Origin of the sequence: Mesorhizobium sp. C416B, assembly GCF_030323165.1 — a bacterium.
GTDB lineage: Bacteria > Pseudomonadota > Alphaproteobacteria > Rhizobiales > Rhizobiaceae > Mesorhizobium.
The window spans coordinates 5,201,195-5,219,680 of sequence record NZ_CP100471.1; the positions used below are offsets into that span (position 1 = coordinate 5,201,195).

The following is an 18,486-nucleotide window of genomic DNA, read 5'->3' on the forward strand; positions in this document are numbered from 1 at the left end:
GATACACAGTTGCGGGCAGCATATGATAGGCCTGGCAATATGTGCTTCGCGACGAGCCGGATCACCATTTCACCACCTAGGAGCCACTGCATCGATGTTTTCGGAATTCGCCAGAGTGATCGTGGAAAAACTCTCACACATCGATCTGCTGACACTCGGTCTCCTGTTGCTCACGGCGCTGGGGAGCGCGGTGGTCGCCTACTGGCGAACGGTCGAACAGAAATCCTTCCGGGACTTTTTCGACTTCGCCTTTCCCGCGGAAGTCATCATGCACCCATCGGCGCGAGCGGACGCATTGTTCTGGATCACGAAAAGGCTGGTGATGCCCTTCCTGCTCATTCCCGCCGGTGTCACCTTCGTTGCCGCCACGGGATATGCAACAAACCAGGCAGTCGGCTGGCTCTTCAGCATCTCGCAACCGCTGATACCCGGCCCCGCCGGCCCAGTGACGATCATCCTCTTCACCGCAACCATGCTCGTTGCTTACGATATCTCCTACTACCTATATCACGTTGCCCAGCACCGTTTCCCGTTCCTGTGGGAATTGCACAAGGTGCATCATTCGGCCGAAGTGATGGTTGGGATCACCAAGGACCGGGTTCACCCCCTGGACGATCTGATGAACCGGATCTGGGACGGCGTCATACCGGGGATCAGTTTCGGCTTGTGGAGCCTGATTGCGCTTGATCCGGTCGAGATCGCCATATTTGGCATCAACGTCTATGTCATTCGCAACATTCTCATGATGGACTTTGTTCGCCACACGCATCTGAAGATTTCCTTCGGCCGGTTGAACGGCGTCATCTTGTGTCCGCACTGGCACCAGGTGCATCACAGTGTCGACCCTCGCCACTACGACAAGAATTTCGGGCTGCTTTTTTCATTCTGGGATCGCATATTCGGAACGCAGTTCATCCCGGATCCGGACGAAGACCTCAAGTTTGGACTGATAGATCGCGACGTACGCGACTATCAGTCGCTTTTCGGACTTTACGTGCTGCCGCTCAAGAAAATGGCAAACCATATCATGCGACTTTTTCAAAAGCGCATCGATGTCGCGCAGCCGCAGGACCGTCTCCAACCATGAACAAAATGGCTTCGATTGACGCTGTTGGTGCGGAGCGACTGGAAATCGTCAGTTCGACGGATCGCCTGGCCGCCATCGAAGCCGAATGGGTAGACCTATGGCATCGTACCCATGCACTGATCTTTCAGAGCCATGCCTGGGTTTCGGCATGGTGGAGCACCGTGCGTGACCGCGACCGGCGCTCGCTGCGGATCGGCCTGGTATGGAGCGATGACAGGCTGGTCGCTGTCATTCCCCTGGCGATCGGCAGACGAAAAGGACTTCGGCTCCTCGAATGGGCCGCCAATAGCTATACGGACTATGGTGATATTCTTGTCGCGCCGGAATGCTCCCTATCGGCCCTCCAGAACCTCTGGAACCGGATCTGTTCGGCGGGTGGCTTCGATCTTGCTTTTATCAATCGTCTGTCGCCGGATGCGGCAGCCCGCAGGATTTTTACACCGGGCTCTTCCAGCGGCGTCAAGCTTCGCGCCAATCACCGGGAGGAAGTCAGTTATCGCGTCGCTGGACAGTGGGCCAGCGGAGCAGCATGGCTGGCGGACCAGCCGAAAAAGATGCGCCAGAACTATCGGCGCGGCATCAAGATACTGGAAGAAACAGGCGAAGTGAAATTCCGCCTCCTGTCGGCCGACGAGCCGCTGCAGCCATTGCTGGAGCGACTGTCGGCGCTGAAGCGCAGATGGCTGGAAAAGCACACGCGTGAATCCGACCTTTTCGAAGAGGGCGAGCCGGTTCTTGCCGCCCTGGTGGACGCGCTGTCACGCGCCGGTGTGCTGCGCATTTTCGTACTTGAATGCAATGGTGCGATGGTCGCGGTTTCCATCAACATCGTCCAGCACAACGTCATGATGGCATTCGTTACCACCTACGACCCTGACTTTAGCCGAGCGTCGCCGGGTGCGGTCCTGATTACGGAGTATATACAGTGGTCGTTTGATCACGGCTTAGGATTGGTCGATTTCCTCTGTGGCGGAGAGGCCTTCAAACATAGGTTTGCAACACAGGCCGTTACCCTCCAATCCGTTCTTGGGGCACGCACTGTGCAGGGCGCGCTCGCTTCTCTCGCTGATCGTATCTGTCAGACGATCCGCGTACGCTCACGCGGATTGGCGTCGGCGAATCCAGAGCGCCCGCCCGATGAGACTGCTTAATTTAGCTGGATAACTTGGGCATAAGCCGCCGAGCGTTGAGGGCTGGCGTGCGACATGGGCGCGCCATTCGAAAATCCGCGTCGATTGCGCCTCGGAATTGGGACCGAATGGGTCCGCAGGTGCAGACTTCAATTCCCGCAAATCACGTCTCTCGAGGCGCAGTTTGTCGTCTGCGAAGCGTTGCAACACGTTCGTTGGCGTCACAACGGTAGCAGGCTAGGTCCTGAGAATCATTGAAGATTTTTTCGGACAGGGCGCTACCATAGGTCGGCGTTTTTACTATGATTTCAGCAGCTTAGGTAGGCTGGTAGCGGGAGACCGCTACATCGTTAGACCCACTATTGAGGAAGCGTTCTTTTGCTATCGGCGACGTTCAGCGTGAGTAAGCGGCAATCAATTTCCGAGCGTCGAAAATCACGAACCTCGGCAATGACGGACTGGATGGATATATAAATAAAATCAGCCAGTTACGAGATGCCGTGTGCAAAAATCGCACACGAAAGTTCTGCTTCTCTTGCTTTTTCGTTCCCACGATTGAGCCGTCGACAGCCCTTTTCGGACGCTCTTCTGCCGACGAGATTGACCGTTCCATTGCGAACGTTCGCTGTGATGTCCGTGATCCTTATTGTCCGATGCGGCGTCTAATTTGCCTGGGGTTCCTGGAAGCTTTTCGAACTTTCTGGGTCGCGCCTCAGGGGACTTGGGCGCTGACCGCACCACTCCAGTCGCGCAGGATCTCCCTCGCCTTCTAACTGTTTTGTCCGATCGGGCCGGAGAGGCTGCTTGGGTCGGCCGCACACTGAAAAAGATCACGCTCCCTAGCCCGCCTTGGGGCAGTCGCCTCGGGCGCGGCCTAGTGTGGGTTGTCCGCGAAGGGGTCTTGTCCGGATCGCAAGGCCACTATCCAGGCTTGGCGGATGGCAATCGCGTGAGCGAAACGTTCAACACCTCGGGTGTGTGCGATGAAGTAGTTGAATTCCTCGATGGCGGCCTCGCGCTGGCCTGAGAGCGCGAGCACGAGACCATGTGTATCGCGGTAGTTGGGGTCGTTGGGCACCTGTCTCAGAGCGCAATTTGAGAGCATCGTCGCGTCGGCGATGTCCTTCACTGCGGCGAGGTCCCAGGCTAGGCCATTGCAGGCCTCGGCGTCGTCCAGCGAAAGAGCCCACCCGACCAGATCCCGTTCGAGCTGAGTTGCCTCGGTCGGACGGCCGCTGGCGATCAGGTTTCCGACATCCGGAGAAAGCGCCTTGAGAACATCGGCGCCGACCGGTAGCGCAGCGAAGGTCGGATGGTAGGCGCCTCGCAGCGGTGACTTGACCCATTCCTCCCAGGTGAGGTTGCGGCCCGCGACGAGGCTGGCGCGGTCTAACTGCGCCTCAAGGTCGGTGGGAGCGACGACGACCTTGTCGCCCAAGGAGACTACGAGACCGAGGTCCTCCCGGTAGCTGTAGGACGGCCCGCCGGAACTGGCCGGGAGCACGGCGTAAGCGTCCTCCTCAGGAAAGGCCTTCAAGTCCACAAAAGTCACGTGCGCGGATTCCGCACCCGGCGTGCCGAACAGGTTCGAGTTCAAGATGGTGAGCGCGCGGCCGGTTGGCGAAAAACGAACATCTTCAATCGATAGGTCGCCGTTTGGAAGCGCCGTGCCCAGTTCCGCGGGCTCCGCGTCTGTGAGAGTCCACAGGAAGGGCGTCGTATCATCAATGGTCCAAAGCACGAGCGCCTTTGCGTCGGCGCTAAAGGCGACGTTCCAATGGTTGTTTAGGTCGGGCTTCGGGCCGGTCAGCTTGGTGGCCATCTGAAGCTTGCCGTCCTTCAGGCTCCACAACCGGCCGTATGATTCCGCGCCCGAGACTGTCACTAGCCACTGGGAGTCGGGGCTGAAGGCGGCGAGTTTGTCGTTCCAGATGAGCCCATCGAGCGTCTGGCCGGAGTCGGGGGTCAGGGGCCCTCGCAAATCCCAGATCCGGGACGACACGTTGTGATCGCCGAGCGTCACATCAGCCGAGCCCGTGAACAGCCATCGGCCGTCCTTGCTGAACTCTAGCCGGAGCGCGGAATATTCGAGGGGCGTCAGGTCTGCGACTTTGCGCCAAGTCGCGCCGTCGGCTCGGAAGACCTGGACCGTGCAGTCGTCCTGTTCGTGGGCGAGCGTCTTGGCGGCACCTGCAATCGCGACCCACTGGCTATCGGGTGAGAACACGACGGCCCCGACGCCGCCCCGGAATCCCGTAAACTTGATGCGCTTCGAGGGGTCGCCCAGCGCATCGACCGGCGCAATGAAACCCACCTCGTTGCTGCGGGCGTAGGCGCTGGATTCGGCGTCGCGATAGAAACTGATCCAGCGCCCGTCTGGGGAGAAGGCGGGCGATCCGAAATAGTTCGGCTTGTTGACCACGATCGGCGATAGCTTCGAGGCGTGGAGGTCGTAGGCGATGTTTGTGTCGTTCTCGCCGTCGATGACCAGCAATCGTCCGTCCGGGCTAAAGGAAACAGAGCTCGACAAAATAGGCATTGGAAGAGTGAACTGCCGTCGACCGCCGTGCGCCGGCGCAATTTCAATTGCCAGCCATTGCTTGCCTTCTGAGGCTTGAACGACGAGCCACTTGTCATCCGGCGACATCATGACGTGGCACCCGGGACAGTCGCCCTCAGAGCCTGTCTTGAGAATCTTCGGATCGACTTTGAGCGTATACAGGCGGGCGGGTCGCTCAGGGTCGGCGATGCTCCAGAGTTCGAGCGACTCGCCTCTAGCGACGGCCACAAGCCTGCCACTGTCGGACAGCCTCAGGGCTTGCACTTCAGCGTAGGGGCTTGGTGCGATCGACGCCGACGGTGCGAGGGGGTCGATCTTGGTGAGGTCCCAGAGCCGATCGTCACGGCCGATCCCGGAGGCGAACAAATACCGGCCCGATAAGCTGAGGCGCACATTTCCGGCTTGATTGTCGAAGCCGCGGAAGGTCGCAAACGCGGGAGTGGCCGACCGTTGGAGATCGGCGACCCGGACGACAGAAACCGTCGCGCCTTGGCTGATTGCGAGGAACTGCCGGTCGGCTGTCAGGCTGCTTGAGTACGCAATGCCCGGCAGCTTGACTTGGAAGGTCGGGCTCAGCGCGGCCGTTGGCTGGTTTGAGAAATCCCACGTCTTGATGTGGCCGCTCAGCGTGACGACCACTGCGGCATGTTGGTTCGGGAGGAAGAAAGCGTTCTGTAGCGCCTTGTTCGGATCTGACGGCCCGGCCTGGTCGAGCGCCAGCGGCGCACCGCTCGGCGCGAGGTGGTCCAGCGTCCAGACCCTTAACACTGGGTCGGCGACGGAGGAGTCCGGCAACCAAACTGAGCTGCCGGTCAGGAGCAAGGCGTGATCATCGGTGAGATCGAGCAAGTCGAGGTCGGGCGGGCCGAAAGCGGGGCGCGTGTGACCGGTGTCGAATGCGGCCACGGGTGCCGGCGCCGCCGCCGCCAAGTTCCAGATGAGGGCCCAGGCCTTGGTGGAGCTGGCCATGAGGACGGCGCCGTCGCGGGAAAACCGGAGGTGATCGACGAGATGGCCTGGAGGAATTTGGAGCGTGCGGAAGGCCGGCTTCAACGGACCGTTGGCGAAGGCGAAGAGGCTTACAGACCCGCGGGCGTCCGCGACCGCGAGTGTATCACCCGAGGCGGAAACGCCAATGGCGGTGGCGGCCCCAGCAATCGCGGACAGGGGGGTGACCTGTGGCTGTGGCTCGCGGTCTGGCGTGTCCAGTGGCCAGGACCAGACAGACCCCGCGGAGGTGTTTGGGTCCCGAGTTAGGGCGATGATCTGCGTCGAACTCTTGTCGAAGGCCAGGTCGGTAAAACCTGATCGATCGAGTTTTTGTAGCACCTTGACGAATTCCGGCGGCGCCCCGCCGGCCAGTTTCCAAATTCGAATGGCACCGGTGTCGGACGCCGTCGCCAATAGCTTCTCGCTCGAATCTATCACGACGGGATCAAGCTCCCCGTCGCCTCCGGCGAAGCCGAAGCCGCCGATGCCCAGCTGAGCGCCCGTCAAGGCTTCTCGCGCTGGCGCGAGGACGAACCCATCCGCGCGGGTTTGGTTGACCGCCTCGGCGCCGATGATGAGGGCGCGCATCGGATTGGCGGCGCGCATGGAGTTGGACTGGGTTGCGAGGGTCTGGGAGCGTTCACGCCGCAGGACTAGTTGTGCTAGGTCGTCCGCGCCCATGACGCGATCCTTCGCCGATCGAGGCTTGAGCGCCACGGGAACGCCCCAGGTGCGGACATCGCGAAGGATCGAATCGATTGGCCGCGCGACCATCTCGTTGACACTCACGTCGAGTGGCATGCCAATCAGCTCCCACGCCGCACTGAAGAGCCCGCCGCCAGACTGGCCCTCATTGACGGTCGAATGGACGCGGAGGTTGTCCTGCGTGGCGGCGAATAGCACTTCGTCCGACCCAGACGCCCAGGACGATCCGCCCCAGCAGCCGATGCTGTTCACCGCCCCGTTCACGGCGGGCGAGGCCGAGCTCGGCAGCATCGAGAAGTTCAGTCCGTTGAGGTATTTATCGAGGATGGCGTCGCGCGGCACCATGATGACGGCGAGGTCGCCGGAACCTCTTGGCTCGCTGGTCTTGAAGGTCGTCGCCGGTCGCGGATCTGAAACGCCGAGGAATTTGGCTGAGATGTTGACCTGCGCGCCGGTCGAGGGATCGATGACCACATGATCGGCGGTAGCCACGTAGATGGTCTTCTCGTCGAAGCCGATGATGATCCCCGATCCACAGCCGCCACCTTCGGGTGTCACCATGACGATTTGCGAAAGCGCCGAGCCTCGCGCTTCAGACGCGAGCTTCTGCGCGAGGCTTGGGGCGGCGGGCTGTAAAACAAGCCAACCGGCGCAGAGGATGAGCGTGAGGGGTCGCAACGACATCGTCAGGTTTCCCACCACCGTCGAACGGCAAGCCATGCGGCGACCGCCGCTGAGACGGTCGCGTAGAGCTCGTTGGGCCAATGAAAGAGCAGCCATTGCAGCAAGCTCGGGCGAAGGTCTTTTGGGGAATCGCGGCCGAGGCGGAGGACGGTCGCTTCTGGCGCCGACATAATAAAGTTCAACTGGCCGTCTTGGAGGCTCAGCGCGCGCACGATCATTGGCTTGGCACTACGCACGGTCAGTAGGTCGCTGGGGCGCAGCTGGAAATTCTGCCCGCCGTCGCCAACGTCAGCCACTCCGCTCAGGATCGTGGGATCGCCGGCCTCCTCAAAAGAGACGCTTGAGATCGCTGTGTTGCGAAAGACGGCAAGGTCGCTCTGCTTTTCGGCGGGGTAGAGCGCAAACCGCAGCGTTTTACCGCGAACGGAGACCTGCTGAATGGCACTGTTGCTCACGGTCAGTGGCTGACCGGGTGCGCCTACGCGAATCAGCCGCCCGAAGTCCGCCTCGATTGGAGAGGCGCCTTCGGCGGCGATATCGAGGCCTCGCGTGTCTCCGGAGTAGGCAATCCTCGTATGGACGGAGAACTTCGCGTCGGGTGACAGCTGGATTGCATAGAGGCGGACGGACGGGTCGAGCTTGGCGCCGGCCGTCTTGTCGCCGTCCACCGTCTCCGCGTTGAGTTCGAGCCGTCCGCCAGGCGCGGCGTCGCCCGGAGAGGCGTCTTCAACGCCCGATACGACGGCCTGTCCGAGCGAGAGGGTCTGCCCCGCCTCTCCCGGGAGGAGCGTCGTGGTCGTGGTTGGCAGAAGATCGAACTTGAGGGACGTGGCGCGCAGCGTGACATCGAGAGGGGCGTGCGGCAGTCGAATGAGGCATAGCGCTAGGAGCACTAGCGTGGCCACGCCGAGGGCGACCAGGTCCGTGGCCCGTTTTCGATTGGGCTCTAGCGATTTTAGCGCCTTGGAGACCTCGTCGAGGTGGGTGAGCCGTGCGAGGCTCGTTGGCGATGGCGCCTCACCGCTCGTAACTTGTTGCCGCAGCTTTCCAATCAGGTCGGCTCTGGCCCGGCGCAGTGCGTCGAGCGCGGCGCGCGAGCGGTCTCGCGACGTGTTGCCGGACGGTGAACTATCCATGGGTCCCGCAGTCTTGGTGCAGCAGAAGAATAGGCTGTGTGGTAAGGCCCGCGCCGACTGCGGTCTGTTCGAACGTGACGCGATAGATGCCAGCGGCGTAGTCGGCGAAGGTCAGGGACACCGCGGACGTGTCCTGGGACGGCCCCCCCGACATCACGATATCCACGAGCGTTGGTGGCCCTGCGGGCGAGACGGGCTCAATGAGGGCCTTGTTGAACGAGGTTGGGAGCTGCGAGTGGATTAAGAAAGCATAGGAGTTGTCGTAGCCCGGGCCCACTCTCAGCGGTATCGAGACTGTGTAGGTTTGCCCTTGTTGTGTATCGATTCGCGTGGCCAGCGCTGAGAGCCGAGTCCAATCCGGTTGCCAAATTGCGATGACGTCAGTCGACCAAGTGAATGGGTCTTGTTCCATGGCGTCGAGTCCAAAGAAGGGCACGACGGTGGAGCGCAAGCTCAGATGTACCGCCATTCCGGACTTGTCGCACCAACTGAGGGTCGCTGTCGCTTTGCGGGGAAACAGATTGGGGCCGGGCTGCGCCTGTTTCACCGAGACAACCCTCGGCGCGACCAAGGCGATCGGCTTGACCAGCAAGCCCTCGCAGTAGGGCTTTCCCGCATTGTCAGCACGCACCTCGTACGGTGCCTGGAGGCCGGTGAGCATGGAATCGGGAACCTGGTCGCAGAAAGATGGCCGGGCTTGCGCAGATGCGCAGGCCGGCAACAGGATCGTGAAACCCGCGAACGCCCAGACGACGCTGACGCTCCAGCCAATGAACCCCCATTGCCGAAGCGGCGGGCGGTCGGCCCACGCGGCGCCAAGAGTTAATTTGTCGCGCTCGGAACGCTGGCTCACCCGCCCCCCCCACGGTTGCACTTGGCGAACGAGCCTACACTAAGTCGCGATCACCAGGAACAGTGGTTTCCGAGATTAACCGATGTAGAAGCCGTCCCTCAGGCGCAGTGGTCAATTCGTCGGTGCTGAACGTCAAGTTCTGGGAAATGCGCGGAGCACCTAGCATCTCCGGGTTGGGTCGGAGTTTGACAGGGGAACCGTCGATTGGGATCTCCGCTTCAGCTGCTTTCGCGTTTAAAAGCAGACAGACAGGCTCCGGACCCAATTTCAGACATTCATTCGGGCTGTCCTTGTTGCGCGCCGCCTCTGTGCAGTTGCGGTGGCAGCGGAGTGTTGGAGGCAATCATCGAGGTCTTGGGTCCCACGAGAATTTGAGCCTCTGGACAGGATAAGTCGCGACTAGGAGGATCTGTCGCGCGCCTTCTGCCCTATTTTTCTTTGCCTACTCGCCAGTCACCCCACTGGACCGACCCAGGAAGACAGTGTTTCGAACACTTCTTTGGTCAGCCTGACGCCACGGTTGACGAAGTTTCCCGTCGTATGGATCGCAACGACAAGACGCTGGTTGTTCTTAGAGTCGAGGACGAAGACCGGGCTGCCACTCTGGCCGCCGGTGGTGTCGACCATGTATTCGAGGAATTGCGGGGCTGGCTTGCCAGTCTTCTGTATCCGAACTCGCCCTGCGTTGAACCACATCGTTCCGTAGGGTTTGGTCGCTTCATGCGGGTAGCCCGCAGTATTGACAATTGACATGTCGAGTTGGGCCTCCTCGTCAGAGGCATACCATCGCATACCGAAATAGCCGATGCGGTCGCCGAAAGGCGCGCCGTTGACGTCGGAATCTTTGTCGATAAAGATGGCGCCGTAGTCGTGGGCGGCAGCGTCCCGGTCAGTCTTGGCTTTCTCCCAGCCCGGTGCCCATTTGAACTGCGTCGCCAGCGCATAGCCGTAAGGGGCGAGCCGGCCGTTGCGTCCTAGAACGATTCTAATCTGGTCGGCCGTCTGCCCGCCTTCACCGCGTGTGAACAGGCAGTGGGCGGCGGTAATGATCGTGCGTGGACCGGCAAACCATCCAGTGCCGAAACCCACTTGGCTAGATTGATAGGTGATTTCGAGGTGGCAGATGCAGCGCCACGGAATCACCGATGTATCGGCAACTTGGACCCGGTCGTCGATACCGATGACGTCTTCCGGCTTTCCCTGCGTTCCGTAGCCTTCCGTTGGTGGCCTCAGGGCTCGCGGCAAGGTCGAGAAATAGCCACCATCCGGTGTCGACGCGAGAATGACCGGATCGGCCAAGTCTTTTGACCGAACCCGGCGGTCATGGGCCGGAGCATATTGACTGGGGTTCCTGGAAGCTTTTCGAACTTTCTGTCTCGCGCCTCCAGCCGAATTGCGGCGCTTGTAGAGGAGGTCTGGATCAGTAATCCGCTATGGGAAGAGCTCTGATTCACGTTAGCTTCCTCGGTAAAATGACCCGAGGAGCTCATTAAAGCAAAATCCACCTAGCTAGGGGTCGCGTTTGCCAGCCTGTCGGGGTTCGCGGCGGAGGATCGCTACATCGTGAGGCCCGCATTGAAGAACCGCTTTCAACTTTCGGCGTTCAGGGTAAGCGAGTAAGCGCAACGTCCCGAAATCAAACATGCAGCCTCGCCCTTCTTAGCGCCTCATTATTAGGGCGATTTCCTGTTGTTCCTTATAGCCTACTGCGAGGGGGAGGCTAAATAGCGATCTTGGTTCCGCGCGGCATTGAAGCCGATGTATTCCTTTGGCGTGATTGTGTTCGGCCCTTTGCATCTTCGCGGCCTTCTGTCGAACGGCGAATGGCACTGAGGCGAAAGATTACCTGGCCTAGAGACTGCCTAGCCTTAACAGGCCGGCCTCGGGGATGGACAGCAGGTCATGAGCGTTCCTTTTGCCGTTGCATCGAACGTGGGACCAGGAGCTTCAAAATCCAACAAGCGGTTACCCAAAACACCCCGACTGACCATCCCGCTAGCACGTCACTCGGCCAATGAACACCAAGATATACCCTGCTAGCGCCAATCACAGACGTAAGGAGAATGGCGACGGAAAGGAAGTATACCTTGGCGAATTTCCTTGCATTTGTGTCAGAGATAACTATTACTGCAATTGACAAATAAACAACAGCAGACATCATTGCGTGAGAACTAGGGAAGCTCGTTGTGGTTTCTGTCACTATATGAGGTACGATGGCTGGTCGAGGGCGGGCCACAAAATACTTCAACAGTATGTCTGTGACTCTACCGCTTGCGACGACGAGCAGGAGATATACGCCTTCCTTTACCATGCCTTGCGCGTACATATAACCAATTCCGGCTGCAGTGACGAAGACAAGGACGCCGGTACTGCCGAGCGCCGTGAAATCTCGCACCATCTCCCCGAACCAAACCGGTCCCAGAGGATTAGACAGGTCAGAAGGGTTCCGCAGCGAGAGCAGGAGACGCTTGTCAACTTCTGCAATCTGGTCGAGACGCATCTCTGCCACCAAAAACCCGAAGGTAAGCAGGGAAACTGCGCAGATCGCAACGACCGCCAAAAAGCCGGCGTTGGAGATTCGACTGCTCGCGAACGTTGCGCGGTGGTGACCGACCGTCTGCATGCACATTCCAATACAACACAAAAGCGGCTCTTCGAAGGGCAAGATTCTCCAAGGATGTTGGGCGATTACGAAGGAAGGACATGCGCGGCGCACCTTTCCTTACGCACGCAACGATGTGGTCCCGCAGGCAACTCCTCCAAATTGCTGCCGTCCCTAGCCTTGAAGCTCGCGGTCCATGGAGATTGGGCGAGCGCCTATGCCGAACCCCTTTAATCCTTCGATGGGATAGGTCGTCTTAGATAGCGGTAGACTTACCAGTGCGACGGATACTTCCGGCTAGAAATGCTCGTTCTTGGTGGATTGGATCTGGCACTTGATGCCCACGATTGGTGGCGGCGAGTATTTGGTCTACATCGGCGATCCGGGCGAAGGCTTTGCTGCCGACGGCGCGATTGATGCCGGCCTGGAGATCGACGACGTCGCGCTTGGGGCACCGCTGGTGAGGATGGCGAAGAAGGCGTCACGGCGTTGCGGCAACTGGCCGAGGTGGGAGTGAAATTAAAGCTCCAGCGCGGACGCCGCCCAGCCATCACCTTGGTGTGCTTGTGAGTGGCCTGGTTGTCGACGATGGCGTGAACCATCTTGCCGATTGGCACGTCACGCTCCACGGGGTTCGGAACCCGGATGAGACTCCTGATGCCGGACAAGTTTGTCAAATCGAACCGGAGAAAAGAGGTCAACACGTTATATTTCAGTTGCTTAAGTCGATTGTCTTCCCCGCGAGTCCAAGTTGGTGCACCTACCTGGGCACCAGCCGCGTACCTCATGTGTCCAGCCAACGAGCTCATAACGGGTCTTGTATCAGCTACCCGTTGGACAGAGGTCGCCGGTGTCTTGCCCTCGATGCCCCTGGAGGACCTTCAGGTAAAACTCCGTTATGGACTAGGGCAGAACAACCTGGAGGCTCCAGAACATTCCGACGCTTCCATCAATATTTGAGTTCCTGTACAAAGGCCTCGGCAACTGAGAGAGTGCCTTGAACTTGGCGCTCATATTTCTCTACGGAGTCGGGCACGCCGTCCGAGTGCACAATTATACACGCTTCGAGCGCACGGATGGATGAAATCTTAACTTTAGTTCGTCGATCAAAATCGTATCCTGCACCAGACTTCGTCGGAACCGCAGTCGATGGCAGCAGCATTCCTCCCTTCTGCGGATAAACGCAGAACGGTCCCCAATTTGCCGCTTCGGGGCCGTTTCGGAAGAGGTCCGTAGTGAGCGTCCTCAATTCAATAGCAATCGTTGACTTTGGTCGCGCAGGAAGCTCCAACTCCTCGCTCGACCGCTTATCGATGTAGGCTGTCATATAGAAAGGTAAGTCAAGGTTCAATCGCTCAATTTGAAACAGAGTATTCTGATTTGGTCGCAATTTAACCTTCTTGCCGTACCCAACGGTACCGTTTGTTGTGACTATACTTACCTCTCTCTCATTCTTTTCTGCTTCTGTGATCTCGACCGTATAAGTTGGATGCCATTCGATTGTGCCTTGGAAAGACTGTTTGTTATAGGCGACTGGCTTTAAAACTATTTCGATGTCACTAGCAGCGGCGCCAATGCAATCGCGAAACGCCTTGCGCGCATTCGTCGGAATCTCCGAGGATATCAGAGAAACACTAGCGTCTTGGGACAAAGCGGTGTTGGTGCGAGAGCTATACATGGACGCGATGTTCTGTGCATCGCTATAAGACGAGATCATGACCGTCATACCGGACCCCAACTCCGGCCGATTGACCCCTCTTAACCAACTGATCGACAATATTGTTATACGCAAGAAAAGTCAGGATAGATGTATCATATTTGACCACATTTGGCCGCAATATGTCAGTAGCCCGGCACTTGTCCTCCGCGCTCGCGTTAATTGTGTAAATTAACAGAAGCAGGCAAGAGAGTGAAAAGTATTGTCTTGACATGCTTTCCTCCCACTAGCTTTCCGAATATTAGCATATTCGCAAGTGCGCTCCTAGCGGGCTGTTGAAAGTTGTCGATCTTACGCGCTAACCCCTGATCCAATATTTTGACAACTGCCCATCAGCTGCGTTCGGTCTCGCGAGGGTGCAATGCTCAGCCGCGCCACGCCCGATAGCATCTTCTGCTGGTCTAGCGATCCGCGCCGGCAGTTTTCCTGACATGAATCTCGACTGAGCGGTACCCCGCTCGTCGCCGTCGCTAGCACAATCCAGACGCGCCAGACCTGCTTCTGGAGGCTGTTTCAAGCATCGATGATGGCTTAAACAGACTGTGATGCTGTACGGATCCCGAAGACTCCCACAACCCCGAGGTCATGGGAAATCTCCACAAGGATGCATGAGTTCGGCAATCTACTAGCGCACCGATCAATTTTGATGCACAATTCATAGGGAACGTCAGCGGGGGCAGACCATGTGTTCCACAAAGCGGTTTGGCTACGCGCCCGATGCGCGGACGCGCGTGTCAAGCCGAACAAGTTGGATTGTTCGCTTTTGGCCCGCCTTGGCTTGTCTCCTCCTGCCTCCAATCTTTTACTTTGGCATCTTTAAGACTGTCGTGCGTCCCTTGGTGCGCTATGAATTCGCTCACATTCCAGGAGACGCATCAGGGCAGACGACGAGTCTCGCGCCCGCAACGTCCATGCAGCCTTTGACGATTACGCATGCGTTGCTATCGTCTGACTACTTCCCACCTGATGGAAGTGCCTCTGCAGACTCGATGAAACTTACTGCCAAGGCCCTGGACCTCTCCGGTCGTCTTGATTTTACCATTCCAAGTGCCCTTCTTCTCTTCATTGCAATAATCGCGGCCATACTGTCGTTTATCGTCATCAGTCGAAGGGCCCAGTTTCCATTAAACGTGTGCCTATACCTTCTCGGCGCCCTTCCTGGACTGCTGCTCGTGTACGGTCTCAGGCACGAGGAAGGCACTCGTGAGATAATCGTGAGACCAATCATCGATGAATTGGTGAAGGAGAGCCTTCTTTCAGAGTCCGTAAGATCACTTGCTCTCGGAATCATACAATGGAATGTCGGCGCGGGGATTTTTTCCACGATAGTCGTTGTGGTTGCGCTGTCGGTTCTATCCGTCCAAGCGGCCGCCGACGAATTGGTTGCTCCAGTTCTCCGTCGGCGGCTTTATGACTTCAAGGCACTCATGATTGTTGTGGCGGTGGTTCTGGTATTAACAGTGGTAATTACAAGAACCCTAATCCAATGGCAGCTCGACTTTCTCTCCAGCGATGGTCGGAAGGCTCTGCTGCCGCTAGCCACATCTCTGGCGAACTATTGGGGTGCTAGTTCGACAGGGGTCATGCTCGCGGCCTTCTTGCCGCCCTTCTTCAGCTGGACCCGCGACGTATCAGCGTTCTCAGAGATCAGCCTACCTGAGGGTACGCAGTCCGAACGCCAAGAGTATCTTGCCAAGCAAGGACTCGTATTCGCCCCAGTTGCGTCGGTAACCGCTATTCTGACTGTGGCCGCTCCGGCGCTCGCGACTCCCGTGCTGGATGCAGTCAGCCATCTCCTCCAAGCCCAATCAGGGTAGTGCGCCCATGATGTGGCGCTTTGTGTTTCTGTGCTGGATTGTGCTGAGTTCGGTTGGATGCGCTGCAGGGCTGCCTAAGGTAGCCGATCTTTCGTGTGTGCCAGAGTCTGATACCGCGCAGGTCGATCTGTTTTTCGTGACTGACAGAGGGATCGCGGCCGGTGCACCCGAGGTGCTGCCTGATAGCTCGCGGTCAGATCGGCTTACCTATGGGATGGTTAGGCTGGATCTTCCGACGACCCGTAAGCGCAGTTTTGGTACCATTACCAGCGACTTTAAGATAGCTTCTCTCATCACATACAAGGATTCGGCTGATTTTTTGCAAGAAGTTAAGGCGCGTGCGCGCAACCGCTCTGTTCTTCTATATACGCATGGATTCAATGAAGATTTTCAGGAGTCTGCATTTAGGGTTGGATACTTCTATCTGGATGGGTGCTTGAAGACTATTCCGATTCTTTTTTCATGGCCTTCCAAGGGAAGCATGTTCGCTCACTCATATGATCTGGACAGTGCGTCGTTCGCACGAGGCGCGTACTTTAATCTTCTTAGGAGCATTTTGGATTCACATTTGTCGCGCCCGGTTGATCTCATGGCGCACAGCATGGGCAATTGGATTGTGCTTGAGGCTCTAAACCGGTTGAAAATGGAAGGCGAGGTGCGAGGCAAACCAGCCGGGCGGGTGGGGACAGTGATCCTGGCCTCACCGGACGTAGACGTGGACGTCTTTCGAACTTTACTGCCGGGTGCGCTTGGGGTCTCGGACCGCGTGGTACTCATGACATCCCGGAAGGACAAATTGCTTTTGGTGTCCAGGTTGTTCGCGCTTGGAGGCGCGAGAGCGGGCCAAGCAACGGGGGCAGAACTGATGAACCACGGTATCGTAGCGTCGCGCAATTTTAGCGTGTTTCGGATGGATTCTGCGGAAGTTGGGAACTGCCCCGCTCTCGGGCATCGGTGTGCGACCGCTAATCCATACGTTGTGAACTACGAGAAGCGGATTCTCGAACAAAGGCAGCCCCAAAAGTGAAAATGTCTCGATAGCCGGCAAGGCCGGCCTCTGAAGCAGAGCGATGGTCGAAAGCAGGTCGTGGCGAACTGCCCGGGTGCGCGGGGGCAAGCTGTCGTTGAGGCGGTGCGGCGACGTTTGATCCATCCCTAAACGCGTCAACTGTCCGATCGGACAGGTGACGTACTTTAGGACGACTGCAACTATCCCCCTATAACGATCGGGGGATCGCGCCATGATTGCGGCTCATGTCGTCAATGCGCAGAACAGACATCTCTATGAAAATGAGTTCGACGAATTTCTACGCCGTCGGCACGATTTTTTTGTGCACCAGAAGCGGTGGCGGCCGCCAAGCCCGGATGGTCGCGAACTAGACCAGTTCGATACCGATGCTGCGACGTATCTCCTGGGTATCGAAGACGACCGGGTTGTGACCTCGGCGCGGCTGATCCCGACCAGCGAACCGCATATGGTCTCGGAAGTCTTTCCTCACATGTGCGAGATATCAGGGGTCCCGAAGCGCCCGGATTGGGCCGAGTGGACACGCACCTTCGTTGTTCCTGACAAGCGCTCTACCGGACTGCGGGGCACGCTGACGCAACTTTGCTGCGCCGTGATGGAATACGCTGTCGATGAGGGCCTCAGCGCTGTCGGGGGCATCCAGGAAACCTACTTCATGCCGCACCATGGCGCGCTCAAATGGCGGGCCGAGCCGATGGGCATGGCAAGGGAAGAAAACGGTGAGTGGTACATCGTGGCTTATATCGAAGTGAATGAGGCGGCGCTGGCCAGTGTCCGAAAGATCCTCGGGATCAATCACTCACTTCTCTTGCGGCGAGGGACGCAGCTGCCGTTTGTTGAGAAGGCCGAAATGGGGAGGAGAACATGACCGAGATAGCCTTCGGAAAGAAAGTCAGCGCCGCATTTAAGGACAAGGTGATCACGATCTGTGATGAGCTGGGCTGTGACGCGAGCTTTTTGATGGCGTGTATGGCCTTCGAGACAGGCGAACGCTTTCGCTCGAACACCGTAAACAAAGTGAGCGGCGCGACCGGATTGATCCAGTTCATGCCCAGCACGGCAAAGGGGTTGGGCACAACTACCGGCAAACTTGCAGCGATGACCGAAGTCGGTCAACTCGACTATGTGGCGCAGTATTTTAAGCCGCAAAAAGGCAGGCTCAAGACATTATCCGACGTGTACATGGCGATCCTCTGGCCGGCAGCCGTTGGCAAGGCCGAAGCTTTTGTAATGTTCAAGGTGCCGACGGTCCAGTACAAGCAAAACAAGGGTCTGGACAGCAACAAAGATGGTACCGTGACTAAGGGCGAAGCGGCAGCGAGAGTACAGAACAAACTGACACGCGGTCTGAGCGATACCTTCCGAGGTTAGGTGACAGCGGTCGGCGGCGCGGCTTCGTCTACTGCCCAAGGGAATTCGAATAGCGCACCAGAGGTTGAAAATCATGACTGCTCCAAAGAGCCTCGCACCGGGCGCTTATCTGCCGGGCAATCTCGCCGTCGAACTTGACCTTGCGGCGCCGATCGGGCTTGGCGGTCCAAAGAAGCAGGCGAGGTGGGTTCAGGAGCGCCTCTGTTTGGCCGGCTTCGGGCTCCGTGGATCGCAAGCTCGGAGCACTAACGGTAGCTGTGGCACGCCAGCATATCCGGCAAGATCCGGTCGAAGTCGGCGGCCCAAATAGTGGTCCTTGGGTTCGAATGTACATGGATGGTGAGGAGGGCCCAGAGTGGCTCTGGTGTGCGGGTTTCAGCTTCTTCATACTGTATCAGGCGAGTTATCTGCTCAAGCAGAAGGCGCCGATGAAGAGTGCCGTCGGCGTAGATACGGTCGTTGACCGTGCCAAGGCTGCAGGAAACTTTCTGAGCGAAAAGGATGCAAAAACCACAGCCGGCAAGGCGAGGATTCGCCCAGGCAGTTTCTTTCTCGTTCGGGCGAATCCGTCGCACTGGTCGCACATGGGCATTGTCTCTGATGCTGGCGATACAACCTTCAATACCTGTGAGGGGAACTCGAATGATAATGGCAGTTCCAACGGCTACGAGGCGTTGGAGCGAGTCCGGAACTACGCGGGGAAGGACTTCGTTGTATGGAGCTAGGAGCGAAGTCTAACAATTGCGATTCAGCAGTTGTCTGGACCGTCCCAACTTGTGGATCGCGATTGAGGGTATCCAGACAGGA

General features: G+C 58.2%; 14 protein-coding genes. 8 read left to right on the plus strand and 6 right to left on the minus strand.

Annotation, left to right across the window (positions count from 1 at the left end):
- The first annotated feature begins 94 nt into the window (after positions 1–94).
- Positions 95–1,087, plus strand: a complete 993-nt coding sequence (locus tag NLY43_RS25370) for a sterol desaturase family protein (protein WP_023686296.1) — start codon at positions 95–97, stop codon at positions 1,085–1,087.
- Positions 1,084–2,238 (plus strand): GNAT family N-acetyltransferase, encoded by a 1,155-nt coding sequence (locus NLY43_RS25375; protein ID WP_023696861.1) that lies wholly within the window; start codon positions 1,084–1,086, stop codon positions 2,236–2,238. The genes NLY43_RS25370 and NLY43_RS25375 overlap by 4 nt, the downstream gene beginning before the upstream one ends.
- An 853-nt stretch (positions 2,239–3,091) precedes the next feature.
- Here NLY43_RS25375 and NLY43_RS25380 read toward each other — a convergent pair.
- From NLY43_RS25380 to NLY43_RS25400, 5 genes are all read right to left on the minus strand, one after another.
- Entirely contained in the window at positions 3,092–7,156 is a 4,065-nt protein-coding gene (locus tag NLY43_RS25380; RefSeq protein ID WP_023711005.1) for a trypsin-like peptidase domain-containing protein, read from the minus strand.
- Between the two features lie 2 nt (positions 7,157–7,158).
- The gene (locus NLY43_RS25385; RefSeq protein WP_023711006.1) at positions 7,159–8,292 is read right to left on the minus strand and encodes a hypothetical protein; all 1,134 of its coding nucleotides are present in this window, start codon (positions 8,290–8,292) and stop codon (positions 7,159–7,161) included.
- Positions 8,285–9,145: a hypothetical protein gene (locus NLY43_RS25390; RefSeq protein ID WP_023711007.1), complete on the minus strand. Its 861-nt coding sequence runs from the start codon at positions 9,143–9,145 to the stop codon at positions 8,285–8,287. Before NLY43_RS25390 ends, NLY43_RS25385 begins: the two co-directional genes overlap by 8 nt.
- 453 nt (positions 9,146–9,598) lie before the next feature.
- The gene (locus tag NLY43_RS25395; RefSeq protein ID WP_023711008.1) at positions 9,599–10,444 is read right to left on the minus strand and encodes a trypsin-like serine peptidase; all 846 of its coding nucleotides are present in this window, start codon (positions 10,442–10,444) and stop codon (positions 9,599–9,601) included.
- 601 nt (positions 10,445–11,045) lie between these two features.
- Complete coding sequence (locus NLY43_RS25400; protein ID WP_198025503.1) at positions 11,046–11,768, minus strand: phosphatase PAP2 family protein; 723 nt, start codon at positions 11,766–11,768, stop codon at positions 11,046–11,048.
- A gap of 316 nt (positions 11,769–12,084) precedes the next feature.
- On the opposite strand from NLY43_RS25400, the gene NLY43_RS25405 reads away from it, so the two are divergent.
- A complete protein-coding gene (locus NLY43_RS25405) occupies positions 12,085–12,264 on the plus strand; it encodes a hypothetical protein (protein ID WP_023713310.1) in 180 nt (59 codons plus the stop codon).
- 432 nt (positions 12,265–12,696) lie between these two features.
- Here the strand turns inward: NLY43_RS25405 and NLY43_RS25415 are convergent, their stop codons facing one another.
- The gene (locus NLY43_RS25415) at positions 12,697–13,473 is read right to left on the minus strand and encodes a hypothetical protein (RefSeq protein ID WP_023711011.1); all 777 of its coding nucleotides are present in this window, start codon (positions 13,471–13,473) and stop codon (positions 12,697–12,699) included.
- 980 nt (positions 13,474–14,453) lie between these two features.
- Here NLY43_RS25415 and NLY43_RS25420 point away from each other — a divergent pair.
- From NLY43_RS25420 to NLY43_RS25440, 5 genes are all read left to right on the plus strand, one after another.
- Positions 14,454–15,281, plus strand: a complete 828-nt coding sequence (locus NLY43_RS25420; RefSeq protein WP_023711012.1) for a hypothetical protein — start codon at positions 14,454–14,456, stop codon at positions 15,279–15,281.
- Positions 15,282–15,288: 7 nt separating this feature from the next.
- A complete protein-coding gene (locus NLY43_RS25425; RefSeq protein WP_023711013.1) occupies positions 15,289–16,308 on the plus strand; it encodes an alpha/beta hydrolase in 1,020 nt (339 codons plus the stop codon).
- Positions 16,309–16,522: 214 nt separating this feature from the next.
- Complete coding sequence (locus tag NLY43_RS25430; protein WP_286458799.1) at positions 16,523–17,176, plus strand: acyl-homoserine-lactone synthase; 654 nt, start codon at positions 16,523–16,525, stop codon at positions 17,174–17,176.
- Complete coding sequence (locus NLY43_RS25435; RefSeq protein ID WP_023713129.1) at positions 17,173–17,679, plus strand: lysozyme family protein; 507 nt, start codon at positions 17,173–17,175, stop codon at positions 17,677–17,679. The genes NLY43_RS25430 and NLY43_RS25435 overlap by 4 nt, the downstream gene beginning before the upstream one ends.
- A gap of 224 nt (positions 17,680–17,903) precedes the next feature.
- A complete protein-coding gene (locus NLY43_RS25440) occupies positions 17,904–18,404 on the plus strand; it encodes a protein with peptidoglycan-binding domain protein (RefSeq protein ID WP_156935518.1) in 501 nt (166 codons plus the stop codon).
- Positions 18,405–18,486 lie beyond the last annotated feature (82 nt).

Bases quoted from the DNA above. Each gene is read 5' to 3' on its own strand.
- NLY43_RS25370 (WP_023686296.1), top strand. From the start codon at position 95: ATGTTTTCGGAATTCGCCAGAGTGATCGTGGAAAAACTCTCACACATC.
- NLY43_RS25375 (WP_023696861.1), top strand. From the start codon at position 1,084: ATGAACAAAATGGCTTCGATTGACGCTGTTGGTGCGGAGCGACTGGAA.
- NLY43_RS25380 (WP_023711005.1), bottom strand. From the start codon at position 7,156: ATGTCGTTGCGACCCCTCACGCTCATCCTCTGCGCCGGTTGGCTTGTT.
- NLY43_RS25385 (WP_023711006.1), bottom strand. From the start codon at position 8,292: ATGGATAGTTCACCGTCCGGCAACACGTCGCGAGACCGCTCGCGCGCC.
- NLY43_RS25400 (WP_198025503.1), bottom strand. From the start codon at position 11,768: ATGCAGACGGTCGGTCACCACCGCGCAACGTTCGCGAGCAGTCGAATC.
- NLY43_RS25405 (WP_023713310.1), top strand. From the start codon at position 12,085: ATGCCCACGATTGGTGGCGGCGAGTATTTGGTCTACATCGGCGATCCG.
- NLY43_RS25415 (WP_023711011.1), bottom strand. From the start codon at position 13,473: ATGACGGTCATGATCTCGTCTTATAGCGATGCACAGAACATCGCGTCC.
- NLY43_RS25420 (WP_023711012.1), top strand. From the start codon at position 14,454: ATGAAACTTACTGCCAAGGCCCTGGACCTCTCCGGTCGTCTTGATTTT.
- NLY43_RS25425 (WP_023711013.1), top strand. From the start codon at position 15,289: ATGATGTGGCGCTTTGTGTTTCTGTGCTGGATTGTGCTGAGTTCGGTT.
- NLY43_RS25430 (WP_286458799.1), top strand. From the start codon at position 16,523: ATGATTGCGGCTCATGTCGTCAATGCGCAGAACAGACATCTCTATGAA.
- NLY43_RS25435 (WP_023713129.1), top strand. From the start codon at position 17,173: ATGACCGAGATAGCCTTCGGAAAGAAAGTCAGCGCCGCATTTAAGGAC.